Below are 25406 nucleotides of genomic sequence, written 5' to 3'. Positions count from 1 at the left end.
GGCTGCCGCGCCCCCACCTGATGGACCAGCGCTGGGAGGACGCCGTCTTCCTGCACTGGCGGATCCCCGTGTCCGCCGCGGCCGCGCGGATGCCGCCGGGCGTCCGGGCTGACGTGGTCGACGGCTCCGCCTGGGCGGGCCTCGTCGGCTTCCGGATGCAGCGGATCCGGCTCGGCGCCGCGGTGCCCCTGCCCTACTGGGGAAGCTTCCCCGAGATCAACGTGCGCCTCTACTCCCGCGAGCCGGACGGCACGCGCGCCGTGGTGTTCCTGTCCCTCGACGCGCCACGGCTCGCGGTCGTCCTCGGCGCCCGCACGGCCGGTCTGCCCTACGTGTGGTCGCAGTGCCGGGCCGTCGCCCCCGACGGGGCGGATCCCGCTTACGGGTACGACGTCGTCCGGCGCCGCGGACGGACGACGTCCTCCTTCGCCGTGCACCCGGACCGCACTGCCCGCGCCGACGACGAGCTGTCGCTGGAGCTCACCGCGCGGTTCGGTCTGCACAGCCGGTTCGCCGGCCGCACGGTGCACGTCCCCGTCTCGCACGAGCCGTGGCCGCTGCACCCCGCGGCGGTCGCGCACCTCGAGGACGGCCTGCTGGCCGCGGCCGGTCTCGACGTCGACGGGCCGCCCGAGTCCGTGCTGTTCTCACCAGGCGTCCGGACCCGGATCGGGCGGCCCCGGACGGTGCACGGCCCCTGATCCGCCGGCCCGGCACCGTCCGCCGGACCGCACCTGCCCGCGCACCGTCCGCGGCCGTCCGGGGACTCCGTCCCCCGGATCGTGCCGCCCGGCGCCCGACAGCCCCACAAGAGTGGGCAGGCCCGGAGCGCGCGGGAGGTCCAGGATGGAACCAACTCCCGCAGGAGCGACCGGGGGGACTCCGGTCGAGGTCGCTCCCGGAGCCGCTCACCGCCGGGACCGTTCCACCGGGGGAGCCGCACGCGAAAGGCCCGCCGTGACCACTCCGCTCGTTCCCGAGCTGCCCCAGCTGCCCGACTTCTCCGGCCGGTCCTCGGCCGAGCCGGGGGCCGCCCGCCCCGGTCGCGCGTTCGAGCCCGCGGCCACGGGCGCCCTGCTCCTGCTCCTCGCGCTGACCGTGGTCCTGGCCGTCCTCGTCCGCGCCGTGCCCCTGGGGCCGCTGCTCACGGTGGTGCTCCTGCTGCTCGTGTCCGTCGGTGCGCTCGCGCTCGGCGCCCGGGGCGGTGGCGGCGCCCTCCCGGCGGAGCCGCCGGAGGACCCCGCCGACGGGACACCGGAGACGCAGGGCGTCTACTACTACGACCGGCACGGCCGCCCCGTCCCCATCGACGACGCGTTCTGAGCGGCGCCCCGTCCGGCGCCTCCCGGTCCGGGCCGGTGCCCGGCGGCCGCGGTGGCACCGGCACCGTGTCCGAATCGTGTCCGTCATCTTCACGCACGGTGGCCGATGCACCCTGACCTGCGCCTACGTTGGTGACGTCGCACCAGACACGGGGCCCGGGGGCGTTCGGGGGAATGCGCTGCGGGCCGGCACCAGTCGCGAAGCGCTTCTCGCTTCTCCACCGGATGGGACAGAACCATGAGAAGAACCACCAGGGCAGTCACGGCCGCCGCCTTCGCGGCAGGAATCGGTCTCGTCGCCGCCGCACCGGCGCAGGCGATGGAGATCTACGAGATCAGCGACGCCACGCGGATCGCCGAGGGGGCGGCCGTCGAGGGCACCTACAAGGTCTCGTGCACGGCGGGGAGCAACATCTTCGTCTCCCTCAGCGTGACCCAGCGGGTCTCCGAGGGGCGGATCGCCAACGGCAGCTACTTCCAGCAGTGGGTCTGCGAGGGCGGCGAGGTCGAGCTGGACTACCAGGCCGTGGCCTTCAACATGGCCTTCGACGAGGGACCGGCCGTGCTCTCCGGGTTCATCCAGGAGTGCCAGGCGGAGTTCTGCGGGACCGGCACGAACCTGCCGCTGCAGGTCATCGAGATCGCCGACTAGCGGGACCGGTGGACGGGCCCGTTCCTGCGCCGGCGCAGGAGCGGGCCCGTCCCGCGTCCCCGGCTGCGGAACTCTGCCCGAAAGTCCAGTGACCGGCACCACCCCCGGTCCTATAGTCGAAGTCATCGACCGCACATCTCTCCCCCCACGCCCCCCGCAGCGGCTCCACGACCGCGCCGTCCCCGTCCTCCAGGAGGAGGTCCTCACGAGGCGGCCGGCGCGCGTCGACGTCGTGAGCGGCGCCGCCCCCGCCGTGAAGGGCTACCGCACGGTCTGCCGGGAGCTCCTCGAGCGGGCCGGGCTGTGAGCGCCCCCGCCGTCGAGCTGCGCCGCCCCGAGGGCCGGTGGCACCGCCACCGGGAGCCCGTCTGGGGCACCTCCGTGACCGTCGACGTCCGCGCCGGCGAGGAGGGGCTGCCCCCCGAGCCCGCCGTGCAGCACGCGCTGGACACGGCCGTGGCCAACATGCGGTGGGTCGACGCCGTCTTCTCCACCTACCGCCCCGACTCGCTCGTGACGGCGCTCCGCTCCGGCCTGCTCGACGAGCGCCGGCTCAGCCGGTGGGACGCCGCCCAGGGCGCCCTCCTGGACGTGCTCCGGCGCTGCCGCGAGGCCCGGGAGCTGACCGACGGCTGCTTCGATCCGTGGGCCGTGCGCGGCGGCTTCGACCCCTCCGGCTACGTCACGGCGTGGGCCGTGGAGCGGATCGCCGACGACCTCGTCCGCGCCGGGTGCGCGAACGTCTGCGTGGAGGCCGGCGGGGACGTCGTGACCCGCGGGTCCGCCGGACCCGGGAGGCCCTGGACCGTGGGCATCCGCCACCCCGACGACGCCGGCGCGGTGACCTGGACCGTGCTGCCCGGCAACGGCGCGGTGTCGACCTCGAGCACCGCCGAGCGCCCGGCGCACGTCGTGGACCCGCGCACGGGACGGCCCGCCGCGGGCGCCCGGTCCGCGACGGTCGTCGGCCCGGACGCACGGCTCGCCGGAGTGCTGGCCACGGCCCTCGTGGTCGCCGGCCGGGACGGGGCCCGCTGGTTCGCCGGCCTGGACGAGTGGTCCGCCTGGGGCGTGGACCCCGCCCCCGCGGACACGGCCTGGTCGATCGGCCGGGAGCACCACCTGGCCCGCTGAGTCCGCCCACGGCCCCGCCGGTGGCTAGGGTGGAGGCGGTGAGCACCCACCCCGACACCGACCCGGCCCCCGACACCGTCCCCGGCACCACCCGCACCGGCATGGTCCGGGTCCGGGGAGCCTCCGAGAACAACCTGCGCCACGTGGACGTGGACGTCCCCCGCGACGCGATCGTCGCCTTCACCGGCGTCTCAGGGTCCGGGAAGTCCTCCCTGGCCTTCGGCACCATCTACGCCGAGGCGCAGCGGCGCTACCTCGAGTCCGTGGCCCCCTACGCACGGCGCCTGATCCAGCAGGGGCACAACCCCGCGGTCGAGGGAATCACCGGGCTGCCGCCCGCCGTCGCCCTGCAGCAGCGGCGCGGCGCGCCCAGCTCGCGCTCCACCGTGGGCACCCTCACCACGCTGTCCAACTCGATGCGCATGCTCTTCTCCCGGGCGGGCACCTACCCGGACTCCGCCGCGGGCAGCCTGGACTCGGACGCCTTCTCGCCCAACACCGCCGCCGGCGCGTGCCCCCGGTGCTCGGGCCTGGGCACCGTGCACGACGTCACCGAGCCCTCCCTGGTCCCGGACCCGGGGCTCAGCATCCGGGACGGGGCCGTCGCGGCGTGGCCCGGCGCGTGGCAGGGCAAGAACCTGCGCGACATCCTGAGCCACCTGGGCCACGACGTCGACGTCCCCTGGCGCGAGCTGCCGCGGGAGGAGCGCGACTGGATCCTGTTCACCGAGGAGCAGCCCGTCGTGGAGATCACCCCGCAGCGGGACCGGGTGGCGAAGCCGTACAAGGGCCGGTTCTGGAGCGCGAAGAGCTACGTCCTGCACACCCTGGCGGACTCCGCGAGCCAGCAGATGCGCGAGCGCGTGCTGCAGTACGTGGTCACGGGACCCTGCCCCGCGTGCGCCGGCAGCGGCCTGCGCCCCGAGGCGCTCGCCGTGACCTTCGCGGGCCGGAGCATCGCCGAGCTCAACGGGGCGTCCCTCGGCGAGCTGGCCGAGGTGGTCCGGCCCACCGCCGCCCTGGAGCACGCCGGGACCGCCTCCCGGGCGGTGTCCTCGGGGGAGCGCAGCGAGGCCGCGGTGACCATTGCCAAGGACCTGCTCGCCCGGCTGCAGGTGCTCCTGGACCTGGGACTCGGCTACCTGAGCCTGGACCGGTCCACGCCCACGCTCTCCCCGGGGGAGATGCAGCGGCTGCGGATCGCCACCCAGCTGCGCTCCGGGCTCTTCGGCGTGGTCTACGTGCTCGACGAGCCCTCGGCGGGCCTGCACCCGGCCGACGCCGAGCCGCTGCTGGCCGTGCTCGAGGAGCTGAAGGTCTCCGGGAACTCGGTGTTCGTGGTGGAGCACGACATGGCCGTGGTGCGGCGCTCCGACTGGGTCGTGGACGTGGGGCCCCAGGCCGGGGACCGCGGCGGCGCGGTGCTGTACAGCGGCCCCGTGCCCGGCCTGGCCGACGTGGCGGAGTCCGCCACGCGCCCCTTCCTGTTCCCGGACGGCCCCCCGCACGGCTCTTCCGACGGCTCGCCCGACGACCCTCCGGGCGGCACGACGGCGGAGCGCACGCCGCGCCCGGTCGAGCGGCGGCTGCGGCTGCGCGGCGTCACGCGCCACAACCTGGTGGACCTCGACGCGGAGATCCCCCTGGGCGTGCTCACCGCCGTCACCGGGGTCTCCGGCTCGGGCAAGTCCACGCTGGTCAGCCAGGTCCTGGCCGAGACGGTCGGCCGGCACGTGCACGGCGGGGCGGCGCCCGCCGACGCCGAGGACGACGCCGCGCCCGCCGCCGGGGCACGGGTGGCTGCCGTCGAGGGCCTGGAGCACCTGGACCGGCTGATCCGGGTGGACCAGCGGCCCATCGGCCGCACCCCGCGCTCCAACCTGGCGACCTACACGGGACTGTTCGACGCGGTCCGCAAGCTCTACGCCGCCACCGACGAGGCGCGGGCCCGCGGCTACGGGGCCGGACGGTTCTCCTTCAACGTGACCGGCGGCCGGTGCGAGACGTGCCAGGGCGAGGGCTTCCTGGCCGTCGAGCTGCTGTTCCTGCCCGGCACCTACGGGCCCTGCCCCGACTGCCAGGGCGCCCGCTACAACCCGGAGACCCTGGAGGTGACCCACCGGGGGCGGAGCATCGCCGACGTCCTGGGCATGCGCGTGGAGACCGCCGCGGAGTTCCTCGCGGACGTCCCGGCCGCCGCGCGCAGCCTGCGCACCCTGCTCGACGTGGGGCTCGGCTACCTGCGGCTCGGCCAGCCGGCCACCGAGCTCTCCGGGGGTGAGGCGCAGCGGATCAAGCTGGCCACCGAGCTGCAGCGGGCCCGCCGCGGCCACACCCTGTACCTCCTGGACGAGCCCACCACCGGCTTGCACCCGCAGGACGTGCAGCTGCTGCTGCGCCAGCTGAACCGCCTGGTGGACGCCGGCAACACCGTGGTGGTGGTGGAGCACGCCATGGACGTGGTGGCGTCCTCGGACTGGGTGATCGACATGGGCCCGTCCGGCGGCGAGGCCGGCGGGCGGATCGTGTGCGCCGGCACCCCGGCCGAGGTCGCCGCGTGCCCGGCCAGTCGCACGGCGCCCTACCTGGCCGCAGCGCTGGCCTGACAGGCCGCGGCCCCGCGCGCCGGGAGGCGGGCGGGGCCGAGGTCAGCGGGCGCGGATCAGTTCTGCTGCTGGTCCTTCTCGTCGGCGCCGAGGAAGCCGCCGGCCTTCTCCTGGGCCTGGTCCACCTGGCCCTCGTACTTGTTGCCGGTGCGCTCGTCGACGGCGTCGCCGCCCCGGTCGATGCCCTGCTGCACCTTGTCCGGGTGCTGGTCCGCAAGGTCCTTCGCCTTGTCCGCGAATCCTCCCATGTCCACCATGATCGTTCCTCTCGTCGAACGGTTCCGGCGGGCGCGGCCCACCGGGGGTACCCCTCCATCCTGGTCCCTGGACGGGGCCCCTGGCCACCCCGCGCCGAGGTTGCGGCTGACGGCGACGCGGCCGGGCGCGGTGCCCGTCAGCTGCCACCTCGCGGGTCGGTCCGGATCAGGTGCAGCCGGCGGTGCAGGTCGCGCACCGCCGGCGCCAGCTCGAGGCAGGGGCCGTCCACGGGCACCCCCGGGGCCACCTGGGTGATCGGCAGCGCCGCGACGGGGGCGGGCGGGGCGCCGAGCTCGTCCAGCCACCGGCCGAGCTGCGCCGAGGAGGAGGCGTGGACGATGCGACCCAGCCCCACCCAGGCGTGGGCCGCCGAGCACATGGGGCAGTGCTCGCCCGAGGTGTAGACCGTGGCCGCGGAGCGCTGCTCCGGGGTCAGGTGGGCGGCCGCCCACCGGGCGATCTCGAACTCGGGGTGGCGGGTCGCGTCACCGCCGGCCACCCGGTTGCGGTCCTCGAACAGGACCTCCCCCCGCGCCGAGACCAGCACCGAGCCGAACGGCTCGTCCCCGGCGTCGAGGGCCTCGCGGGCCAGCTCCACGCAGCGTCGCAGGTGTCCGCGGTCGGTCTCCGAGATGCCCATGGGCCCAGCCTACGGGCGGGGGCGCCGGCTCACAGGAACGCGCGGGCGGGCGGGCGCCTGCGGGAGAGGTCCCGGGCCACCGGACGGTAGGCCAGGACCAGCAGCAGCAGGGCGACCGGCACCAGGAAGGAGAACCCCGCGGCCAGGTAGCCGACCGTCCCGGTCACGCCGCCCAGGAAGAACAGGCCCACGAGGGTGGTCAGGACCCGCAGCTTCCTGCGGTCCGCCCGGACCGGTTCCGGACCCGGTGTGCGGTGGGGGTAGAGCATCCTGCCGAGCTCGATCGCGATGTCGGTGACCATCCCGGTGACGTGGGTGGTGCGCACGGGGATGTCGGCGACCTTGCTGAGGAGCGCGTTCTGCATCCCCATGGTGAAGCACAGGACGGCGACGGGCACGAGGCCGCGGTGGTCGTCCTCGACGGCCTCGGCGGTCAGGCTGAACACCAGGATCAGCGCGCCCTCGAAGGCGAGCACGTTCGCGAACCGGCACCCGAGCCCGCGCCGCCGGCCCCAGGTGAAGAGCAGCGAGCACCAGATGCCGCCGAGCACGAACGCGCCCAGTCCCACCGCGCCGAGGGACAGCAGCTCCACGTCCCCGTCCACGAGGTGGTCGGCCATGGTCGCGGTCAGGCCGGTCATGTGGGAGGTGTAGAGCGCCACGGCCACGAAGCCCGCAGAGTTGAGCATGCCGGCCACGAGGATCAGCAGGCAGGCCAGGTGGAGGTCGTAACGGGGGCTCCGGCGGGGCCCCGAGACCCGGGACAGGTAGCCGGTGACGGGTGTGGCCATGCGCTCAGCCTAGGAACGGCGCGGCCCGGGCCCAGCAGACCATCGGCCAGATCAGGCGGTGTTCTCCGTCACGTCGACGACCCCCTCGAGCACCTCCACCACCACGGCGCGCGCCCGCGCCTCGGCCTCGGCCGCGTTTCCGGAGGCGACGGCGGCGGCCGTGGCCTCGTGGTCCTCGAGCGCGCCGGGGTCCGGGGAGCGGGGCATGAGCCCGAGCGCCGTGCGGCCGGAGAGCACCTCGGCCACCACGTCCTGCAGGGCGGCGAGCATCGGGTTGCCGCTCGCCTCCAGCAGCAGCGCGTGGTAGGCGGTGTCCACCTCCAGGTACTCGGGGTCGGTGCCGCGGCGTGCCTCGCCGAGCTCCCGCAGCCGGGCGGCGAGCTCCACCAGGCGCCGCCGGGTGGGCCCGTCGGCCCGGACCGCGGCCAGCCGGGCGGCCACGGGCTCGATGGCGGTCCGCAGCTCGGTCAGGCTCCGCAGCTGCTCGTCGCGCCCCGGGCCGCCGAGCCGCCACCGGATCAGCCGGGGGTCGAACGGGTTCCAGTCCCGCGGCGGGCGGACGGTGACGCCCACCCGCCGCCGGGACTCCACCATCCCCATGGACTCGAGCACGCGCACCACCTCCCGCACGAGCGTGCGGGAGACCCCGAACTCCTCCTCGAGGGCCGCGAGCGTCAGGACCGTTCCCGGCGCCCGCGCCCCGGAGGCGATGCTCTCGCCGAGCCGGTCCAGCACCCCGCTGTGCTGCTCCACCCCGTGCATGGACGCTCCGTCCGTCATGTGCGGCGCGGTCGCGCCCACCCTGTTGCCAAAAGTATGATCTTTCTGTCAGCCTAGCGTGTGTCGTGGCTCACGACGAGACCCCAGGGCCTGCCCGCAGGCACGAGATCAACGGAGAAACTCAGTGGAAGACTGGACACAGACCCTCGGCACCGCGCCGCTGCTGACGATCGCGGCAGCCGCCATCGCACTGATCCTGGTCCTGGTGATCAAGTTCAAGCTGCACGCCTTCCTCACCTTGATCCTGGTGGCGCTGCTGACGGCATTCGCCACGGGCATCCCCACGGGGATGATCGTGAACACCGCGGTCACCGCCTTCGGCGGCACGCTCGGCTCGGTGGCCCTGCTCATCGGCCTCGGCGCCATGCTCGGCAAGCTCGTGGAGCACAGCGGCGGCGCCCGGGTGCTCGCGGACAAGCTCGTGGACATCTTCGGCGAGAAGCGCGCGCCCTTCGGTCTCGGCATCGCCTCCCTGATCATGGGCTTCCCGATCTTCTTCGACGCCGGCCTCGTGGTCATGCTGCCGATCATCTTCGCCGTCGCCCGCCGGGTGAGCGGCAACAACGTGCTCCTGTACGGCATCCCCGCCGCCGGTGCGTTCTCGGTCATGCACGTCTTCGTGCCGCCGCACCCCGGTCCCGTGGCCGCCACGGAGCTCTACGGCGCCGACCTCGGCATGGTCCTGCTCATCGGCCTGCTGCTGGCGTTCCCGCTCTGGTACGTCTCCGCGTACCTCTGGGGCAAGCGCGTGGGCACCAAGTACGTCCTCCCCGTCCCGGGCTTCTTCGGCGACGTCGACGACGACCAGCCCGCCAACCCGCCGCGGGTCGGCACCATCATCGCCCTGCTGCTGCTGCCCCTGGTGCTCATCTTCATGAACACCGGCCTGGACTTCCTGCGCGCCGCCGGCGCCGTCTCCGAGGACGCCGAGTGGTTCCAGGTGCTCTCCGCCCTCGGCGAGTCCCCGGTCGCCCTGCTGATCTCGGTCCTCGTGGCCCTGTTCGTCCTCGGCACCCGCCGCGGCGAGCACGGCACCGCCCTGGAGAAGGTCATCGACTCCTCCCTGGGCCCGGTCGCCTCCGTCATCCTCATCACCGGCGCCGGCGGCATGTTCGGCGGCATCCTGCGCGCCTCCGGCATCGGCGACGCGCTGGCGTCCTCGCTGGACGGCATCGGGCTGCCCGTCATCTTCGCGGCCTACATCATCGCCGTGGTCCTGCGCCTGGCGCAGGGCTCGGCCACCGTGGCCCTCGTCACCGCCGCCGGGCTCATGGCACCGGCCGTGGCCGCGGGCAACTTCAACTCCGTGGAGGTCGCGGCCGTGGTCCTGGCCACCGCCGCCGGCTCGGTCTTCGCCGGGCACGTCAACGACTCCGGCTTCTGGCTCGTGGGCCGGCTCATGGGCATGGACGTCAAGACCACGCTGAAGACCTGGACGGTCCAGCAGGCCCTCGAGTCCGTCCTCGGCTTCGCCGTCGTCCTCGTCATCTTCTACATCGCCTGAGGCCCCGGATGCGAAACGTCTTCGACATCACCGGCCGGCTCGCCCTCGTCACCGGCTCCTCCCGGGGGCTGGGGCGGGCCCTGGCCACGGGCCTCGCCGAGGCGGGGGCCCGCGTGGTCCTGCACGGGCGCGACGCCGACGCCCTCGCCCGGGTGCGCGACGAGATCGCCGCCGGCACGGGCACCGCCCCGGTCACGGCGGCCTTCGACCTCACCGACGCCGAGGCCGTCCGGACGGGGATCGACGCGGTCCTCGCCGAGCACGGCGTCCCGGACATCCTGGTGAACAACGCCGGGATCCAGCGCCGCGCCCCGTTCGCCGAGTTCGCGGCCCACGACTGGGAGGACATCGTCGCGGCGAACCTCTCGAGCGTGTTCCACGTGTCCCGGGCCGTGGTCCCCGGCATGCAGGAGCGCGGCTCGGGCAAGATCGTCAACATCGGCTCCGTGCAGTCGGTGCTCGCCCGGCAGACCATCGCCCCGTACTCGGCCACCAAGGGCGGGGTGGTCATGCTCACCAAGGGCATGGCCGCGGACCTCGCCCGGCACAACATCCAGGTCAACGCGATCTCGCCCGGGTACTTCGCCACCGAGATGAACCAGGCGCTGATCGAGGACGAGGCGTTCAACCACTGGGTGGTCGAGCGCACCCCGGCCCGGCGCTGGGGGCAGGTCGAGGAGCTCGTGGGCACGCTGGTCTACCTGTGCTCGGACGCCTCCAGCTTCGTCTCGGGGCACAACGTCCTGGTCGACGGCGGCATGACCTCCGTCCTCTGACCCGGGTCCGCCGCACCACCCGCAGTCCCACCCGGCACGCGCCGCACCGCGGCGCCCGGGGACGCACCAGGAAGAGAGCTCATGAAGGCCATCGTGATCCACGGCAAGGACGACCTGCGCGTCGAGGAGGTGCCCACCCCGGAGCCCGCCGAGGGGCAGGTCCGGCTCCGGATCGCCTACGGCGGGGTGTGCGGGTCGGACCTGCACTACTGGGCCGAGGGCGCCAACGGCGAGTACGTGGTCCGGGAGCCCCTCGTGCCCGGGCACGAGGTCTCCGGGACGGTGGACCTGGACCCCGCCGGCGAGCTCGCCCCCGGCACCCCGGTGACGGTCCACCCGGCCACGTTCGGCACGCCCCAGCCCGGGATCGAGGACCGGCGCCACCTCTGGCCCGGCGGGGCCTACCTGGGCAGCGCCTCCACCCGGCCGCACACCCAGGGCGGGATGAGCGAGTACCTGCTGGTCCGCCGGGACATGGTCCGGGTGCTCCCGGCCGGCCTGCCGCTGCGCCGGGCCGCGCTCGCCGAGCCGCTGGCCGTGGCCCTGCACGGGCTCACCGTGGCCGGGGACGTGACCGGCCGGCGCGTGCTCGTCTCCGGGTCCGGGCCGATCGGCCTGCTCACCGCCGCGGCGGCCCTGGCACGGGGCGCAGCCGAGGTCGTGGCCACCGACGTCCTCGAGGGCCCGCTCGAGCGGGCCCGGGCGCTCGGCGTGCACGGCACCGTCCGGGTGGGGGCCGAACAGATCCCGTCCGGGGCGTTCGACGTGGTGCTCGAGTGCTCCGGCGTGCCCGCGGCCGTGAGCCCCGCGCTGGTGGGCGCCCGCCGCGGCGGCGTCGTCGTCCAGGTGGGGATGGTGCCGGACGAGGCGCGGCCCGTGAACCTGGCCCCGCTGGTCTCCAAGGAGCTCCAGCTGCGCGGGTCCTTCCGGTTCGACGACGAGATCGACGAGGCGATCGGGCTGCTCGCCGACCGTCCCGGGATCGAGGACGTGGTCACGCACGAGTTCCCCGCCGACCGGGCCGTGGAGGCCTTCGCCACGGCCCGCGACTCCGCGGTCTCCGGCAAGGTCCTCGTGTCCCTGGCCGCCGGGGAGCCGCGCTGATGCCGGGGCCGGCCGGCACCGGGCACCCGGATCCCGTGGTGGTGGGCGTCGACATCGGCACCACGAGCACCAAGGCCGTGGCCTTCGCCGTGGGCGGTGAGCAGCTCGCCGCCGCCTCGGCCGGCTACCCCCTGGAGGAGCCGCACCCCGGCCACGCCGTGCAGGACCCAGAGCTGATCCTGCAGGCGGTGCTGGACACCGTCCGCGCGGTGGTCGGGAAGGTCGGGGCGGAGCGCGTGGCCGGGCTGTCCTTCAGCGCCGCGATGCACAGCCTGCTCGGCCTCTCGCCCGAGGGCGAGCCTCTCACCCCGCTCGTCACCTGGGCCGACACCCGGGCCAGCGTCCAGGCGGAACGGCTGCGCGCGAGCGCGGGCGGCCTCGCCCTGCACCGGCGCACGGGCACCCCGGTGCACCCCATGTCGCCGCTGCCCAAGCTCGTCTGGTTCCACGACCAGGAGCCCAAGCTGTGCGAGCGCGTCGCCTTCTGGGCCGGCATCAAGGAGTTCGTGCTGCTGCGGCTGTGCGACGCGCTCGTGGTGGACCACTCGGTGGCCTCGGCCACCGGTCTGATGAACATCCACGAGCTGGCCTGGGACGGCGAGGCCCTCGCCCTCGCCGGGATCCTGCCCGAGCAGCTGCCCGAGCTCGTGCCCACCACCCACGTCCTGCCCGGGCTCACCCACGAGGGCGCCCGGGCCACCGGGTTGCCCGCCACCGTGCCCGTGGTGGTGGGGGCCAGCGACGGCCCGCTGGCCAACCTCGGCCTGGGCGCGGTCCGGCCCGGGGTGGCGGCCTGCTCGATCGGCACGAGCGGCGCGCTGCGCGTCGTCGTCGACCGTCCCGTGGTGGACCCGCTGGGACGGGTCTTCTGCTACGCCCTCACCCCGGGGCGCTGGGTGGTCGGCGGGGCGATCAACAACGGCGGCGTGGTCCTGGGCTGGGCCGGGGACGCCCTCGCCCCCGACCTGGGGGAGGAGCCGGAGGAGGAGCTGCTCGCGCTCGCGGGGAGCGTCCCGGCCGGGTCCGGGGGGCTGCTCATGCTGCCCTACCTGCTGAGCGAGCGCGCCCCGCACTGGAGCTCCCTGCCCAAGGGCGCCTACGTGGGGCTGACCCGCGCCCACCGCCGCGCACACCTGGTGCGCGCGGCCCTGGAGGGGGTGTGCCAGCAGCTCGGCCTGGTCCTGCAGTCGATGCGCTCGGCCGGTCTGGCCGTGGAGCAGATCCGCGCCACCGGCGGCTTCGCCCGCAGCCCGCTGTGGCGGCAGCTGCTCGCCGACGTCCTCGGCACGGACATCTCCTTCGCCTCGGGCCACGAGGGCTCCGGGTTCGGCGCCGCGCTGCTCGGGATGCAGGCGCTCGGGCTGATCGAGTCCGTCGACGTGGCCGCGGACCTGGTGGAGGTCGAGTCCGTGGTGCGCCCGGACGCCGCCGACGCCGCGGTCCACGCGTCCCTGCAGCCGGTGTTCGAGCAGCTCTACGAGGCCCTCGTGCCCACGTTCACGTCCCTGCGCCGGCTGGCGCCCGCCCTGCCGCTCGAGCGCGACTGACCCTCCCCGCGGCCCCGCCCCGTTCCGGCCGTGCCGTCCGGGCCGTGCCGGCCGGCGCCCCGTGACGATTCCGTGCACGCTCCGGAGGGCGCACCGGCGGGCCCGCGTGGGAGAATGGACCTGTTCTGCGGCGCCTGCGGGCCCGAGCGGCCCCGCACCGCGGATCGCCGGTGCCGAGGGGGCCCGCGATGATCTCAAGAACGGACGTGGAAGAACTCCACCGGCAGGTCCGCGGTCCGGTCCTGCTGCCGGACGAGGCCGGCTTCGCGCAGGAGGTCGCCGGCTTCAACCTGGCCGCCGTCCACCACCCGGACGCGGTGGCGGGCGTGACCGACGCCGCCGACGTGGTGGCCGTGATGCGGTGGGCCGCCGCCCACCACGAGCCCGTGGGGGTGCAGTCCACGGGCCACGGCGCGGACCAGCCCATGGAGGGCGGCGTGCTCGTCACGACCCACCGGATGCAGGAGATCGAGGTCGACCCCCGCCGCCGGACCGCTCGGATCGGCGCCGGCGTGCGGTGGCGCCGCGTGATCGACGCGGTCGCGCCCCACGGCCTCGCGGTCCTCACCGGTTCGGCCAGCGACGCCGGGGCGGTCGGCTACACCCTGGGCGGCGGGCTGCCGGTGCTCGGGCGGATCTTCGGCTTCGCCGCCGACCACCTGCTGGGCCTCGAGGTGGTGACCCCCGACGGGCGGCTTCGCCACGTGGACGCCCGGCACGAGCCGGAGCTGTTCGCCCTGCTGCGCGGGGGCAAGGGCAACCTGGGCCTCGTCACCGCGATGACCATGGGCCTCGTCCCCCTGGAGGAGCTCTACGGCGGCGGGATCTTCTACCCCGGCACCGACGCCCAGGAGGTGCTGAGCGCGTTCAGCCGGTGGGCGCCCACCCTGCCGGAGCGCGCCTCGACGTCCGTGGCCCTGCGCTGGATGCCGCACGACCCGACCGTCCCCGAGCAGCTGCACAAGCGGATGCTCGTGCACCTGCGCTTCTGCTGGGTCGGTCCGGAGGAGGAGGGCGCCCGGGTCCTCGAGCCGATGCGGGCGGTCTCCCGGCCGGTCCTGGACCTGGTGGGGCCCATGGACTACCGGGACATCGACCAGGTGCACATGGACGCCACCGAGCCGGGTCTCTACGTGCTCACCGGGGAGTTCCTGCGGGAGTTCGACGCCGCCGCGGTCATGACGCTGCTGCAGAGTGCCGGGCCCGGCAGCCGGTGCCCGCTGCCGGAGGTGGGGATCCGGCTGATGGGTGGAGCCTTCGCCCGGACCGACGGCGTCGAGGACGCGGTCTCGGGGCGGGACGCGGCGTTCTTCCTGGAGCTCATCGGCTGGCTCGCGCCCCACGTGGCCGCGGCGACGCCCCGGGCGCTGGCCGAGATCCTGCAGGCCATGGCCCCGTGGTCCACGGGCCGGGCCTTCGTGAACATGCACGGGGTCCCGGGCGGGGAGACCGAGCACGCCCGGGCGTGGTCCGAGGAGGTCTACGCCCGTCTGGTCCGGGCCAAGGCGCTCTACGACCCGGACAACCTGCTGCGCTTCCAGCACGTGGTCGGCCAGGAGCGCCGGCCTCCCGGCCTCGGCCAGCCGGCGGACAGCTCCGCGTGATGGACTGGCGGCAGCACCGCGGCGCTCCCGCGCGCGGTGACCACTCTCGGAAGGAGACGTGATGGTGAACTTCAAGGGGCTCACGGCCAAGGCCAAGCAGCTCGCCCAGCGCAACCCGGACAAGGTCGACAAGGTCCTCGACCAGGCCGGCAGCTTCGTGGACAAGCGCACCGGGCGCAAGTACGAGCGCCACGTGGACACGGTCCAGCAGAAGGCCCGCCAGTTCCTCGGCGGGGGCCGCGCCCCCGGCGACCGGACCTCCGGCGGCCCGGCCACGGGCGGCCCCAGCACGGGCGGCCCGGCGACCGGCGGCCCGACCACGGGCGGCCCCGCCGCCGGCGAGCGCCCGGACGGGCAGCCGGGAGGACCGGCCGGGACCGATCGCCCCGGTGACGTGCCCGGCCACGAGGGCCCCCGCCACTGACGGTTCCCGGGCCCCGGGAACGGAGCGGACCCCGCCCGCCGCGCCTCGAGCGCACGGCAGGCGGGGTCCGTCGTCGTCCGGCGGAGGGCCGTCCCGCCGGGGGTGGGGGGCGGCTACCGGGCGAGGAAGTCCAGCAGCGCCTCGTTGACCTCCGCGCCGTGGGTCCAGAGCAGCCCGTGCGGGGCGCCCTCGATCTCCACGTACTCCGCCTGCGGGAGGGCCTGGTGGAACTGCCGGCCGGTGGCGTCGATGGGCAGGATGTTGTCCGCGGTGCCGTGCACGATCAGGGCCGGCACGTCGATCTTGGGGATGTCGGCCCGGAAGTCGGTCAGCCACGCGGGCTGGGCGGCCACCGACGCCACGGCCCCGGAGCGGGCGGCGATGTTCCGGCAGGCGTCCACGACCTCCTGGCTCAGCCGGTCCGTGCCCAGGAACGTGTCCGTGTTGAAGAAGTTGCCGAAGAACTCGGCGAAGAACGCGTAGCGGTCGGCGGTCACGGCGGCGGCCAGGCCGTCGAAGACGTCCTGGGGCACGCCCGTGGGGTTGTCCTCGGTCTGCAGCAGGTACGGCTCGAGCGAGCCCAGGAAGGCCGCCTTCGCCACCCGCGAGGATCCGTAGGTCCCGAGGTAGCGCCCCACCTCCCCGGTCCCCATGGAGAAGCCCACCAGGACCACGTCGTTCAGGTCGAGGGTGCTCAGGACGGTGTCGAGGTCGGCGGCGAAGGTGTCGTAGTCGTAGCCCGTCGTCGGCCGGCTCGAGCGGCCGAAGCCGCGGCGGTCGTAGGTGATCACGCGGTAGCCGGCCCCGAGCAGGGCGGCGGTCTGCTTCTCCCAGGACGAGCCGTCCAGGGGGTACCCGTGGATGAGGACGACGGGCTGACCGCTGCCGTGGTCCTCGTAGTACAGCTCGATGTCGGTGCTGTTCTCGGTGCCGACGGTGATGTGACCCATGGAGGCTCTTCCTCTCGCTGGTGCGACAGATGCAGAGAACGGCCGTTCCCTGCGCAGAAGCCTAGGGAAGGGTCGTTCTCCGCGCGAGGCCGGGGCGGTGGGCACCAGCGCTCGTTCCCAGGGCTGCGCCGCTCAGGGCACCAGGGACGCGTAGACCACGTAGTTGTCGTCGAACTCCCCGGTGGCCGGGTCGAAGCCGTCGCAGGTGATCAGCCGCAGCTCGGACCCCTCCGTGTTGCCGTAGACCTCGAGGGTGGGGAAGTCGTCCTTGCCGTACTGCTCCCCGCGGTCGACGGCGAAGACCGCCGTGGACCCGTCCTCCCGGGCCACCTCGATCGCGTCGCCGGGTTCCAGGGCCCGCAGCCCGGCGAAGACCCCGGGGCCGCCGCCCGTGGCGTTGACGTGGCCCAGCAGCACGGCCGGGCCGCGCTCGCCGGGGGTGGGGGACCCGGTGTACCAGCTCGCCGGGGAGCCGGGCCCCTCGGGCGGGACCTCGAGCGAGCCGTCCTCGCGCAGGCCCAGGCGCAGCAGCTCGGACTCGGTGCCGGTGGCCGGGACGGACAGGGAGACCGGCTCCGACGCGCCCAGGACCGCGGGGCCGTCCGCTGGATTGTCCGTTGCGGCGGCGGTCTGCCTCCCCCTCGCGGACGGGGCGGACGCCGCGACCGAGGGCGCCGAGGTGCTCGACGGCGAGGCGGTGCTCGAGGCCGTCGGCGGGGTGCTGCCGGCAGCCGGCGCGGCGCCGTCGTCGGACGCGGCGCAGCCGGTGGCGAGCAGGACGGCGGTCGTCGCGGAGGCCAGCAGGCCTCCGCGACGACCGGAGGTCGATCCCGTCACAGCAGGAACCGTCCCGTCGGATCAGCCGCGCGCTGCGCGACGGCGCAGGGCCCACGCGGCGCCGGCCGCGGCGGCCAGGACGCCGCCGCCGAGGGCCGCGGTCTGGGCGGTGGACCCCGTCTCCTGGGCCACGCCGGTGTCGGCGCCGCCCTCCGGCATGGCGCCCATCTGCGAGGCGGTCAGCGTGCCGCACGCGGCCGGGAGGGTCGCGGCCGCGGGCAGCGCCGGGTCGAGGTCGCTCATCTTCTCGGCGGCCGCGGCGGGCATCTTCGCCGGGTCCACGCCGTGGACCACGACGACCGCGGTGCCGTTCTGCAGGGACTCGGCGGTGGCCTCGTCCAGCTGCAGGGTCCGCTCGTAGGTGTACGCGGAGCCGCCCGGGAAGCGCTCCACGGCCAGGCCGGAGTCGGGGCTGGTGTCGCCCTCGGTGGTCAGCGAGGTGCCGATCATGCCGTAGAAGGGGTGGCCCTCGGTGGTGTTGACCACGCCGTCGCCGTCCGCGTCCGCCTCCGGGCCCGGGCAGGTGCCCTGGCCGTGGATGTGGATGTGCTGGGCGTGCGGGAACGGGCCGTCCATGAACGTCTCGGCCGCGCCGCTCACGTTCATCGTGACGGTGGCCTCGGTGCCGTGGACGTCGACCATGACCTCGCCGGTGGTGCCGGAGTTGTTCAGGGTGCTCAGCGCCGCCTGGGCGGGCCACATGTCGGAGTCGTGGGCGGCGGCGGGCGCGGCGGCCATGGTGAGCGCGCCGAGGGCCAGGGCGGGGACTGTGAGGAGCATGGACTTGCGCATCAGATTCTCTCCTGTGTCGTACCGGGGGGTCGTGCCGGGTGCGCACTTTCGGTGTGCGCACGGTGAGTTCGGCGCCGGAACGGGCCCGGACGGGTGCGGGGGCAGAAAAGTTTCCGGCGCGCCGGAACGGACCGCCGACCCGTCCGGTGCCGGCCCCGCGACGAACAACGGTCATGGAGACGACGAGTGTGTCGATGGCATCACATCGACCCGGTGTGGCAAGGTGCAGTGCGACACTGCTCCCGCCCGGACCCCGGGCGGGGCGCCGCTCTCCGAGGGAACAGCGAGACCGCGTGAGCCCAGGACCGACCGGCCGGAGCGGGAGAGCCGGGGCCCCGGTCCCCGTGCCCGGGCGGACCGAACAACAGGTCGAGCTGCTGCGCCGCGTGGCGGGCGGTGACGAGGACGCCTTCGCCCAGCTGTACGACGCGACGTCGTCCACGGTCCACGGACTCGTGCTGCGGCTGCTCCGCTCCCCGGAGCTCGCCGCCGAGGTGGTCCAGGAGGTCTACCTGATGGCATGGCAGCAGGCGGAGCGCTTCGACGCCGGCCGCGGCACGGTCCTGGCGTGGTTGTGCACCATGGCCCACCGCCGCGCGGTGGACCGGATCCGGCAGAGCCAGCGGGAGCGGGACCGGGACCAGCAGTACGAGGTCCGGCGGGCCGAGACGCCCTCCGACTCCACCTGGAGCGAGGTGGAGCAGTCCCTGGACTCCGAGGAGGTGCGGGCCGAGCTCGGCGGGCTCAGCCCGCTCCAGCGGGAGGCCGTCTGCCTGGTCTACTACCGGGGGTACAGTCACCGGCAGGTCGCGGAGCACCTGGACGTCCCGCTGGGCACGGCGAAGGCCAGGATCCGCGACGGACTCACCAATCTGAGATCGGCACTGGGGGTGCGGCAGTGAAGGACATCCAGGGGGACGACCGGGCCGGCGACGTCCACGCCGACGCGGCGCTCTACGCCGTGGACGCCCTCGAGCCCGGCGAGCGCGCCGCGTTCGAGCTCCACCTGCGCGGCTGCGCCGCCTGCCGGGAGGAGGTGGCCGCGTTCGGGGAGGTCGGGGCGCACCTCGCCGCCGCCGTGGCCGAGCCGCCGCCGGCGGCGCTGCGCGGGGACGTCCTCGCGGCCGTGCGCGGGACGCCCCAGGAGCGGCGGCCGGAGGAACGGGCCGAGGACCGGGCCGGGGACGCGCCCGTGTCCCTGGCCCAGCGGCGCCCGCCCCGGCGCCGCTGGCTGGCCGCCGCCGCGGCCGCCGTGCTCCTGCCCGGTGCGGCCCTGGGCGGCTGGGCCGTCGGCACGCAGACCGAGCAGCGGGAGCAGCAGCTCGTGGCCCAGGAGCAGGACCGGCAGAACCGGCTGCTGAGCGCCCCGGACGTCACCACCCGACAGCTCGACGTGGACGGCCGGCCGGCCACCCTGGTGGTCTCGGCGCAGGCGGACGCGGCGCTGTTTGTCGCCTCCGACCTCGCTGGACCGGGGGAGGGCCGGGAGTACCAGCTGTGGCTCGTGCAGGACGAGACCCCGGTGCCGGACGTGCGCTTCGGCGGCGGACAGGTGCAGGTCTGGCTGGACGGCGACATCGACCGGGCCGGGGCGGTGGCCATGACCGTGGAGCCCGCCGGCGGCTCCGAGACGCCCACCCTGCCGGTGCTGGCCGCCGCGGAGATCTGAGCGCGGCTCCTGCCAGAATGAGTTCATGACCGAGGCAGAACCTTCCGGCGGCGGCGCGGCCCGGGCGGCCCCGGCACGCCCGTCGTGAGGCCCCGGCCGGGCGGGAGGCGCCGGCACCCCCTGCGGTGGGTGCTGTCCCGGGAGCTGGTCCTCGACTGGCTGCGCTCGTTCCGCACCAGCCGCAGCGCCCTGTACTTCCGGGTCCGGAACCGCTTCTCGGACGCGCCCGTGCGGGGGGACGCGCCCGTGGTCGTGAGCCTCACGTCCTACGGGAGCCGGATCCGGGCGGTGCACCTGGCCGTCGAGTCGATGGTGCACGGCACCGTGCGCCCGCAGCGGCTGATCCTGTGGCTGCGCGAGGCCGACGTCGTGGCGGACCCGCCCGCGCCGCTGGCGCGGCTGGTGCGCCGGGGCCTCGAGCTGAGGTGCACCGAGGACTGGGGACCCCACCAGAAGTACTACCCCTACGTCCGGTCCCGGGCGCGGCACGAGCTGCCGCTGGTCATCGCGGACGACGACGTGCTCTACGGCCCGGCGTGGCTCGAGGAGCTGCTCGCGGTCCACGCGCGGCACCCGCACGACGTGGTCGCCCACCGCACCCACCGGATCCGCCTCGGCGGAGGACGGATCCTGCCCTACGCGACGTGGAGCCCCGGCGCCCCGGCGGGAGCGTCCGTCCGCACCTTCGCCACGGGCACCTCCGGCGTGCTCTACCCGCCGCACCTGCTCGACGCCCTGCGCGAGCTCGGCACCGCGTTCACCGCGTGCGCGCCGATGGCCGACGACGTGTGGCTGCACGCCGTCGCCCTGCGCCACGGGACCGGCGTCCGGCCCGTCGGAGACGGCCGCACCGCCTACCGGCCCATCCCCAGGACGCTCTTCCGGGGCCTCAGCACCCGCAATGTCCTGCGCGGGGGCAACGACATGCAGATCGCAGCCACGTATTCGGCCTCGGACGTGGAAGAGTTGGAGCGTGCACGGGTGGCCGAGGGCCCCTGAGCACGTGGACGGGCAGTTCCCCCGCTTCCCGTCCGCCGGCCGTCCCCCCACGGCCGCTGTCCGCGCTCCCATCCCCCCAGGAGTTCCCATGCCGAAGAACTACCGCCGCCCGGACTCGCCGGACCACGTCGCAGCCGACGTGCCGGCGCGCGCAGCAGGGCACTCGATCGTCTTCGACTCGCCGGCCGAACTGGCCGCCTACACCCGCCACGACCGCCTGTCCGCCGACGGGCCCCTCCTGCTCGCCCGCCGCGCCGGGTTCCACCCCGACGGGTCCTGGCCCTGCTCGGCGCTCGAGTCCGCCCAGAACGTCCTGGCCACCCGGGCGCGCACCATGATCGAGATCGAGCTGCGCACCACGGTCGACGGCCGGTGCGTGGTCCTGCACGAGGCCGTCATGGGGCACGGGAGCACCGGCGCCGGCCCGGTGAGCGAGCAGTCGGCCGACTACGTGCTCAGCCAGCACCTGGTGGACAACTACGGCGAGGTCACCCGGTTCCCCATCCGGGAGGCCGGCGAGTTCCTCACCTGGGCGGTGCTGGCCGGGGCGGTGCTGTGGCTCGACGTCAAGAACGTGACCCCGGAGGCCGTCGTCGAGCTCGTCCGCACGCACCGGGCCGAGGGCCAGGTGGTGGTGAGCGTGCACGGGCTGACGGAGCTGGCCGTCTACCGCAGGATCGCCCCCGACCTCGTCTACTTCGTCCCGACCCACCCGGACGGCCTGCCCACGGTCGACGACGTCCGACGGGAGGTGCCCGACCTCCGCCGGGTGATCGGCTTCGCCGGCCACTACGTCCCGGACATGGAGGAGAGCCTGCGGATGCGGAGCTGGAACGTGCCCATGCGCCTGGAGCTGCACCGCTACGACGAGAACCTGTCGGCCGACGCCCTGGACGTGCACTACTACCGCCGCGCGGTCGAGGCCGGCTTCGGGATCCTCTCCACCAGCCACTACCGCGAGGTGGCCGACCTCCTCGGCCTGTCCGCGTGGGCGCCGAAGAACGCCTCCGCCCGGGACGACCGGGGGCTGACCCGGCACTGATCCCGGGCGCGTGCCGCTCTCGGCGGGGCGCCCGGGACCAGTGCCGGGGATCAGTCGTCGCCCGGCGCGTCCTCGGGGGCGTCCCCCTCGGCCTGGGAGGGCTTGTTGCCGTCCGGGTCGACGGCCGACTGCACGCTCTGGTCCTCCGGCACGTCCCCCTCGGCCTGAGAGGGCTTGTTCCGGGCCGGGTCCGGGGTCGTCTCGCTCATGCCGCTCCTCGTGCGCTCAGCAGGGTGATGGTCCCGGCTCACGCTACGCCGGGCCCGGGGCCCCGACAAGAGGATCCGGCTACGCGGCGCGGCCGGCGCGGATCGCGGCGTAGAGCTGGGCGGGGATCAGCCCGGTCCGGTGGGCGCGCTCGACCGCGGCGAAGCCCTCCTCGGTCTCCTCGTACGGGAAGTGGATGAGGTCCGCCGCGAGCTCCCAGTGGTCGATCATCCCGCCGGCCCAGAGCTGGCAGATCGCCCACGGGGTGTCCGCGGAGAAGGCGGGGACGTCCGGCAGGACGTACTCGTCGGCCGGCACGCGCCAGGCCTCGAGGCTGTCCAGGTCCGCCGCGAGGTCCTCGAGGGTGTCGTAGTGGCCCGCGCGGTCCGGGTCCACGGAGCCGTTCGGGTTGGCCAGCTCGACGTCGTAGCCGCCCTCGGCCGCGGCGAAAACGGTGGTGGGCCCGGGCTCCCCGCCCACGCCGGCGTCGAGGGGCAGCTGGGACGGCAGCCACTCCCACCCGTCGCCGAGCTGGTCCATCTCCAGGTCCCGGTAGGCCACCCAGCCGCGGGCGACGAGCAGCTCGTGGGCGTCGTCGTCCCAGGTGCCCTGGGCGGCGCCCTCGATGTCGACGGTGCGGGCGCCGGCCGCGGCGTGGAACTCCCGCCGCTGCTGCTTCTTCTTGGCGGCGGCCTTCTTGCGGGGCTTGCTCTTGGGCACGGATCCTCCTGACGGGCGGGGACGGACGCGTGCGCGGTCCCTCGGACCTCCCATGATCGCGCATCCGGCGGGATCCGGGGACGCCGGGCCCGCTCCGCCCGGCCGGGACCCCGCGGGGCTAGTCTGGCCGGGACCGTCCGTCCCGACCGCGAAGGATGCCCCCATGACCTCTCCCCGGACCGCCCCCTCGACGAACGGCCCCGTGCGCTACGCGGTGGTCGGGCTCGGCCAGATCTCCCAGCAGGCGTTCCTGCCCGCCATGGCCCGGGCCGGCAGCTCCGTGCTGGCGGCGCTGGTCACCGGCACCCCGGACAAGGCCCGGGAGCTCGCGGCCGAGTACGGCGTGCCCGCGTACTCCTACGAGGACTACCCCGCGCTGCTGGCCTCCGGGGACGTGGACGCGGTCTACGTGGCCACGCCCGTGTTCCGGCACCGCGAGTTCGCCGAGCCGGCGCTCGAGGCGGGCGTCCACGTGCTGGTGGAGAAGCCGATGGAGACGTCCGTGGCGGACTGCCGGGCGATGATCGACGCCGCCGCGCGCGGCGGGGCCCGGCTGATGGTCGCGTACCGGCTGCACCACGAGCCCGGCACGCTCGAGCTGATCACCCGGGTCCGGGACGAGGGGCTGGTGGGCGACCCCCGGCTGTTCACCGCCGTCTTCACCCAGGACATCGACGAGGCCAACCACCGCGGGCACTCCGGGTACTGGGGCGGGCCCATCCCGGACATGGGCAGCTACCCCCTCAACGCGGTGCGCCACCTGTTCGCGGCCGAGCCCCTCGAGGTCCACGCGATGGGGGTGCGGACCCCGGGGCGCGGCTTCGACTTCGACGACACCGTGGCGGTGACGCTGCGCTTCCCCGGGCAGCGGGTGGCGCAGTTCACCATCAGCTACGCGGGCGAGGCCACCGAGCAGTTCACGGTGGTGGGCACCGGGGGCGTGGTCGCGGCGCAGCCGTGCTTCGGCTTCGGCCCCGAGGTGGGCATCAGCTGGACCGTGACCCGTGACGGGCGCAGCGAGACCCGCGCCCACGACCCGGTGGAGCAGTTCGCGGGCCAGACCGAGTACTTCTCGGACTGCATCCTCACCGGCACCGATCCCGAGGCCGGCGGGGAGGAGGGGCTGATGGACATCCGGGTGCACGAGGCGGTGCTCACCTCCCTCGAGACGGGCCGGACCGTGCGCCTGGAGCCCGCGGACCGCGCGGTGCGCCCCGTCGCGGAGCAGGCCCGGACCCTGCCGCCCGTGACGGAGCCCGGCGACGACGAGCTGGTGGCCCAGGTCCCGCAGAACGGCTGAGCCCCGGCCGGCGGACCGGGCCCGGTGCTTGTCCCGCACCCCGCCCGGGAGTAGCTTGCGGGCATGACCAGCAGCAGCACGGACGTCGTCCGGCGGCTCTTCGCCGCCTACCTCGCGCAGGACGAGGCGGCGGCCCGCGGGCTCGTCGGGGACGGGTTCCGGTTCACGTCCCCGCAGGACGACCACATCGACCGGGCCGCGTACTTCGAGCGGTGCTTCCCCACGGCGCAGCGGGTCTCCCGGCAGGACCTGCTCCAGGTGGTCGAGGCGGAACCCGGCCTGGTGCTCGTCCGGTACGAGTACGAGCTCCGGACCGGGGGGACCTTCCGGAACATGGAGGCGATCACCGTGCGCGACGGGCAGGTGGTGGACGCCCAGGTCTATTTCGGCGGGCCGCCGCGACCGTAGACTCCGAGGACCATCCGACGCCCAGGAGGCTCGCCATGAAGCACTACCTGCTCAGCATCGAACAGCCCGACGGCGGACCGGCGGCCCCGGAGGTCCTCGAGCCCGTGATGCGGGACGTCGCCGCGTTCAACGAGGAGCTCAGGGCGGCCGGGGCGTGGGTCTTCGCCGGGGGCCTGGACCGGGCGGAGGCGTCCGTCGTCGTGCGCTTCCACGGCGAGGACGTGGTGACCACGGACGGTCCGTACGAGCGCGAGGACGAGCACGCCGGGGGCATCTGCATCGTGGCCGCCCCGGACTACGACGCCGCCATCGAGTGGGGCCGCAAGCTGGCGCAGGCGACCACGCTCCCGGTGGAGGTGCGCGAGTTCCAGGGCGAGCCGGAGGAGCACCTGGCGTAGGGCCCGCCCCGGTCCCGGCGGCTCACCTGCCGATCTGCTCGGCCTGCGCCTCCCACGCGGCGTGGGCGTCCCGGGGCCGGGCCGGCCGGCGGGTCTCCCGCAGCGCCCGGAGCGCGGCGTTGCGCTCGCGCGCCAGGGAGTCCGCGGCGGCCCGGGCGGCCGCGTCCTCGCGGACCTGGGCGCGGACGGCGGTGATGGTGCCCATGATGGCCTCGACGCCCTGCGAACCGCCCGCCAGGTAGGCGGCCCGGACCTCCCGGTCCGGGTGGTACAGGTAGCGGTCGTCGACCTGGCCGCGGTGGGTGTCGAACTCCTCGTCGGTCAGCTCCGAGAGCATGGCGGCCACCCGGTCCAGGCGGGCCTCGACCTCCCCGTGCAGGGGCGTCCTGGCGGCGGCGTCCCGGACGGACCACAGGGCCTGGCCGTGCCGCCGCAGCCGGGTCGCGTCCCAGTCCGCGTGCGGGACCTCGGCCAGCCGGACGGCGATGAAGCTCGCGTCCCCGTGCCGCTGCTGCGGCGGCAGGACGCCGAGCTGCCACCGGATCCACGCGGTGCGCATGTCCTCCGCGGCGGCCAGCCGGGCCTGCTCGGCGGTCCTGGCGATCGACTTCCCGCTGTTCTTCCGGGGGCTCTTGTCCGGGTTCCTCGCGGCGGCCCTTCCGTCCGTCCGCGCACCGGACCCGGCGCCGGTCCCGGAGCTGCTCCGCGGCGTGCCGTGCAGCCGCTCCCGCGCGCGCACCACCAGGGAGCGGACGAGCGTCCGCAGGAGCACGCCGAGCAGCCACAGGGCTGCTCCGGCCAGCAGGAGGAGAAGGATCGTGCCCAGGTTGACGAGGACGAACGAGACCACCGACAGGACCACCGCCCCGGCAATCAGGAGCACGATCCCGGAGACCTCGTTGTTCTCGGTGTTCTGCACGGCGGATCCTCCCGAACCCCTCA

Annotated in this window: 29 protein-coding genes; 19 read left to right on the top strand and 10 right to left on the bottom strand. The window is 74.8% G+C overall.

All coding sequences use genetic code 11. From position 1 onward, the window contains the following. The first annotated feature begins 20 nt into the window (after positions 1-20). The 6 genes from ACZ2G1_RS11735 to ACZ2G1_RS11710 all read left to right on the top strand — a co-directional run bounded on the left by ACZ2G1_RS11735 (position 21) and on the right by ACZ2G1_RS11710 (position 5714). The gene (locus ACZ2G1_RS11735) at positions 21-701 is read left to right on the top strand and encodes a YqjF family protein (RefSeq protein WP_470377726.1); all 681 of its coding nucleotides are present in this window, start codon (positions 21-23) and stop codon (positions 699-701) included. A gap of 256 nt (positions 702-957) precedes the next feature. Continuing rightward, positions 958-1323 (top strand): hypothetical protein, encoded by a 366-nt coding sequence (locus ACZ2G1_RS11730; RefSeq protein ID WP_272026433.1) that lies wholly within the window; start codon positions 958-960, stop codon positions 1321-1323. Between the two features lie 237 nt (positions 1324-1560). Beyond that, entirely contained in the window at positions 1561-1974 is a 414-nt protein-coding gene (locus ACZ2G1_RS11725) for a hypothetical protein (protein WP_126349613.1), read from the top strand. 88 nt (positions 1975-2062) lie between these two features. Beyond that, entirely contained in the window at positions 2063-2281 is a 219-nt protein-coding gene (locus tag ACZ2G1_RS11720; protein WP_017835016.1) for a hypothetical protein, read from the top strand. Then, positions 2278-3108, top strand: a complete 831-nt coding sequence (locus tag ACZ2G1_RS11715; protein ID WP_272026439.1) for an FAD:protein FMN transferase — start codon at positions 2278-2280, stop codon at positions 3106-3108. Before ACZ2G1_RS11720 ends, ACZ2G1_RS11715 begins: the two co-directional genes overlap by 4 nt. Positions 3109-3209: 101 nt before the next feature. Next, entirely contained in the window at positions 3210-5714 is a 2505-nt protein-coding gene (locus tag ACZ2G1_RS11710) for an ATP-binding cassette domain-containing protein (RefSeq protein WP_115163642.1), read from the top strand. Between the two features lie 56 nt (positions 5715-5770). Here the strand turns inward: ACZ2G1_RS11710 and ACZ2G1_RS11705 are convergent, their stop codons facing one another. The 4 genes from ACZ2G1_RS11705 to ACZ2G1_RS11690 all read right to left on the bottom strand — a co-directional run bounded on the left by ACZ2G1_RS11705 (position 5771) and on the right by ACZ2G1_RS11690 (position 8183). After that, positions 5771-5971, bottom strand: a complete 201-nt coding sequence (locus ACZ2G1_RS11705) for an antitoxin (protein ID WP_017835014.1) — start codon at positions 5969-5971, stop codon at positions 5771-5773. A 137-nt stretch (positions 5972-6108) separates the two neighbouring features. Beyond that, entirely contained in the window at positions 6109-6612 is a 504-nt protein-coding gene (locus ACZ2G1_RS11700; protein ID WP_109221561.1) for a nucleoside deaminase, read from the bottom strand. 29 nt (positions 6613-6641) lie between these two features. Continuing rightward, positions 6642-7403, bottom strand: coding sequence for a YoaK family protein (locus ACZ2G1_RS11695; RefSeq protein WP_017835012.1), 762 nt, complete (start codon positions 7401-7403; stop codon positions 6642-6644). Positions 7404-7454: 51 nt separating this feature from the next. Further along, positions 7455-8183 carry a FadR/GntR family transcriptional regulator gene (locus tag ACZ2G1_RS11690; RefSeq protein ID WP_051063850.1) on the bottom strand — a complete coding sequence of 243 codons (729 nt, stop codon included), beginning with the start codon at positions 8181-8183 and terminating at the stop codon, positions 7455-7457. A 124-nt stretch (positions 8184-8307) separates the two neighbouring features. On the opposite strand from ACZ2G1_RS11690, the gene ACZ2G1_RS11685 reads away from it, so the two are divergent. The 6 genes from ACZ2G1_RS11685 to ACZ2G1_RS11660 all read left to right on the top strand — a co-directional run bounded on the left by ACZ2G1_RS11685 (position 8308) and on the right by ACZ2G1_RS11660 (position 15142). Continuing rightward, positions 8308-9687 (top strand): GntP family permease, encoded by a 1380-nt coding sequence (locus tag ACZ2G1_RS11685; protein ID WP_470376838.1) that lies wholly within the window; start codon positions 8308-8310, stop codon positions 9685-9687. 8 nt (positions 9688-9695) lie between these two features. Continuing rightward, positions 9696-10463: a glucose 1-dehydrogenase gene (locus ACZ2G1_RS11680; RefSeq protein WP_115163304.1), complete on the top strand. Its 768-nt coding sequence runs from the start codon at positions 9696-9698 to the stop codon at positions 10461-10463. 81 nt (positions 10464-10544) lie between these two features. Further along, a complete protein-coding gene (locus ACZ2G1_RS11675) occupies positions 10545-11567 on the top strand; it encodes a zinc-binding dehydrogenase (protein ID WP_272026447.1) in 1023 nt (340 codons plus the stop codon). Further along, the gene (locus tag ACZ2G1_RS11670; protein WP_272026448.1) at positions 11567-13114 is read left to right on the top strand and encodes a gluconokinase; all 1548 of its coding nucleotides are present in this window, start codon (positions 11567-11569) and stop codon (positions 13112-13114) included. The genes ACZ2G1_RS11675 and ACZ2G1_RS11670 overlap by 1 nt, the downstream gene beginning before the upstream one ends. Before the next feature lie 206 nt (positions 13115-13320). Further along, positions 13321-14718 (top strand): FAD-binding oxidoreductase, encoded by a 1398-nt coding sequence (locus ACZ2G1_RS11665; protein WP_470376837.1) that lies wholly within the window; start codon positions 13321-13323, stop codon positions 14716-14718. 61 nt (positions 14719-14779) lie between these two features. Beyond that, on the top strand, positions 14780-15142 hold the full coding sequence (locus ACZ2G1_RS11660) for an antitoxin (RefSeq protein WP_017835005.1): 363 nt from the start codon (positions 14780-14782) through the stop codon (positions 15140-15142). 113 nt (positions 15143-15255) lie between these two features. Here ACZ2G1_RS11660 and ACZ2G1_RS11655 read toward each other — a convergent pair whose 3' ends face one another. The 3 genes from ACZ2G1_RS11655 to ACZ2G1_RS11645 form a co-directional block, all read right to left on the bottom strand. Then, complete coding sequence (locus tag ACZ2G1_RS11655) at positions 15256-16092, bottom strand: alpha/beta fold hydrolase (RefSeq protein ID WP_017835004.1); 837 nt, start codon at positions 16090-16092, stop codon at positions 15256-15258. A gap of 132 nt (positions 16093-16224) precedes the next feature. Further along, entirely contained in the window at positions 16225-16929 is a 705-nt protein-coding gene (locus ACZ2G1_RS11650; RefSeq protein ID WP_470376836.1) for a class F sortase, read from the bottom strand. A gap of 21 nt (positions 16930-16950) precedes the next feature. Further along, positions 16951-17721, bottom strand: a complete 771-nt coding sequence (locus ACZ2G1_RS11645; protein WP_470376835.1) for a hypothetical protein — start codon at positions 17719-17721, stop codon at positions 16951-16953. Between the two features lie 293 nt (positions 17722-18014). Here ACZ2G1_RS11645 and sigK point away from each other — a divergent pair, with 293 nt between their 5' ends. The 4 genes from sigK (at position 18015) to ACZ2G1_RS11625 (ending at position 21431) form a co-directional block, all read left to right on the top strand. Then, on the top strand, positions 18015-18623 hold the full coding sequence (gene sigK / locus ACZ2G1_RS11640) for an ECF RNA polymerase sigma factor SigK (RefSeq protein WP_158279186.1): 609 nt from the start codon (positions 18015-18017) through the stop codon (positions 18621-18623). Continuing rightward, positions 18620-19390 carry an anti-sigma factor gene (locus tag ACZ2G1_RS11635; RefSeq protein ID WP_470376834.1) on the top strand — a complete coding sequence of 257 codons (771 nt, stop codon included), beginning with the start codon at positions 18620-18622 and terminating at the stop codon, positions 19388-19390. The genes sigK and ACZ2G1_RS11635 overlap by 4 nt, the downstream gene beginning before the upstream one ends. A 129-nt stretch (positions 19391-19519) precedes the next feature. Continuing rightward, positions 19520-20389 (top strand): hypothetical protein, encoded by an 870-nt coding sequence (locus ACZ2G1_RS11630; protein WP_052132781.1) that lies wholly within the window; start codon positions 19520-19522, stop codon positions 20387-20389. An 88-nt stretch (positions 20390-20477) separates the two neighbouring features. Then, positions 20478-21431, top strand: coding sequence for a PI-PLC domain-containing protein (locus tag ACZ2G1_RS11625; protein ID WP_017834998.1), 954 nt, complete (start codon positions 20478-20480; stop codon positions 21429-21431). A 50-nt stretch (positions 21432-21481) separates the two neighbouring features. On the opposite strand, the gene ACZ2G1_RS11620 is transcribed toward ACZ2G1_RS11625, so the two are convergent. Beyond that, positions 21482-21640 (bottom strand): hypothetical protein, encoded by a 159-nt coding sequence (locus tag ACZ2G1_RS11620; RefSeq protein ID WP_017834997.1) that lies wholly within the window; start codon positions 21638-21640, stop codon positions 21482-21484. A 79-nt stretch (positions 21641-21719) separates the two neighbouring features. Further along, entirely contained in the window at positions 21720-22358 is a 639-nt protein-coding gene (locus ACZ2G1_RS11615) for a hypothetical protein (protein ID WP_017834996.1), read from the bottom strand. A gap of 163 nt (positions 22359-22521) precedes the next feature. On the opposite strand from ACZ2G1_RS11615, the gene ACZ2G1_RS11610 reads away from it, so the two are divergent. From ACZ2G1_RS11610 to ACZ2G1_RS11600, 3 genes are all read left to right on the top strand, one after another. Further along, a complete protein-coding gene (locus tag ACZ2G1_RS11610) occupies positions 22522-23658 on the top strand; it encodes a Gfo/Idh/MocA family protein (protein ID WP_035924462.1) in 1137 nt (378 codons plus the stop codon). A gap of 63 nt (positions 23659-23721) precedes the next feature. Further along, positions 23722-24066, top strand: coding sequence for a nuclear transport factor 2 family protein (locus ACZ2G1_RS11605; RefSeq protein WP_017834994.1), 345 nt, complete (start codon positions 23722-23724; stop codon positions 24064-24066). Positions 24067-24101: 35 nt separating this feature from the next. Then, positions 24102-24464: a YciI family protein gene (locus ACZ2G1_RS11600; RefSeq protein WP_035924466.1), complete on the top strand. Its 363-nt coding sequence runs from the start codon at positions 24102-24104 to the stop codon at positions 24462-24464. A gap of 22 nt (positions 24465-24486) precedes the next feature. On the opposite strand, the gene ACZ2G1_RS11595 is transcribed toward ACZ2G1_RS11600, so the two are convergent. Continuing rightward, a complete protein-coding gene (locus ACZ2G1_RS11595) occupies positions 24487-25383 on the bottom strand; it encodes a hypothetical protein (RefSeq protein WP_470376833.1) in 897 nt (298 codons plus the stop codon). Positions 25384-25406: the final 23 nt, after the last annotated feature.

This window comes from Kocuria sp. KKT182, from assembly GCF_055635395.1.
This window is presented reverse-complemented; position numbering and strand designations above follow the sequence as displayed.

Coding starts and splice junctions, on each gene's coding strand:
- ACZ2G1_RS11680 (WP_115163304.1), top strand. CDS start 9,696: ATGCGAAACGTCTTCGACATCACCGGCCGGCTCGCCCTCGTCACCGGC.
- ACZ2G1_RS11660 (WP_017835005.1), top strand. CDS start 14,780: ATGGTGAACTTCAAGGGGCTCACGGCCAAGGCCAAGCAGCTCGCCCAG.
- ACZ2G1_RS11690 (WP_051063850.1), bottom strand. CDS start 8,183: ATGACGGACGGAGCGTCCATGCACGGGGTGGAGCAGCACAGCGGGGTG.
- ACZ2G1_RS11710 (WP_115163642.1), top strand. CDS start 3,210: ATGGTCCGGGTCCGGGGAGCCTCCGAGAACAACCTGCGCCACGTGGAC.
- ACZ2G1_RS11625 (WP_017834998.1), top strand. CDS start 20,478: ATGCCGAAGAACTACCGCCGCCCGGACTCGCCGGACCACGTCGCAGCC.
- ACZ2G1_RS11605 (WP_017834994.1), top strand. CDS start 23,722: ATGACCAGCAGCAGCACGGACGTCGTCCGGCGGCTCTTCGCCGCCTAC.
- ACZ2G1_RS11655 (WP_017835004.1), bottom strand. CDS start 16,092: ATGGGTCACATCACCGTCGGCACCGAGAACAGCACCGACATCGAGCTG.
- ACZ2G1_RS11735 (WP_470377726.1), top strand. CDS start 21: ATGGACCAGCGCTGGGAGGACGCCGTCTTCCTGCACTGGCGGATCCCC.
- ACZ2G1_RS11675 (WP_272026447.1), top strand. CDS start 10,545: ATGAAGGCCATCGTGATCCACGGCAAGGACGACCTGCGCGTCGAGGAG.
- ACZ2G1_RS11620 (WP_017834997.1), bottom strand. CDS start 21,640: ATGAGCGAGACGACCCCGGACCCGGCCCGGAACAAGCCCTCTCAGGCC.
- ACZ2G1_RS11700 (WP_109221561.1), bottom strand. CDS start 6,612: ATGGGCATCTCGGAGACCGACCGCGGACACCTGCGACGCTGCGTGGAG.
- ACZ2G1_RS11695 (WP_017835012.1), bottom strand. CDS start 7,403: ATGGCCACACCCGTCACCGGCTACCTGTCCCGGGTCTCGGGGCCCCGC.
- ACZ2G1_RS11645 (WP_470376835.1), bottom strand. CDS start 17,721: ATGCGCAAGTCCATGCTCCTCACAGTCCCCGCCCTGGCCCTCGGCGCG.
- ACZ2G1_RS11670 (WP_272026448.1), top strand. CDS start 11,567: ATGCCGGGGCCGGCCGGCACCGGGCACCCGGATCCCGTGGTGGTGGGC.
- ACZ2G1_RS11705 (WP_017835014.1), bottom strand. CDS start 5,971: ATGGTGGACATGGGAGGATTCGCGGACAAGGCGAAGGACCTTGCGGAC.
- ACZ2G1_RS11600 (WP_035924466.1), top strand. CDS start 24,102: ATGAAGCACTACCTGCTCAGCATCGAACAGCCCGACGGCGGACCGGCG.
- ACZ2G1_RS11610 (WP_035924462.1), top strand. CDS start 22,522: ATGACCTCTCCCCGGACCGCCCCCTCGACGAACGGCCCCGTGCGCTAC.
- ACZ2G1_RS11725 (WP_126349613.1), top strand. CDS start 1,561: ATGAGAAGAACCACCAGGGCAGTCACGGCCGCCGCCTTCGCGGCAGGA.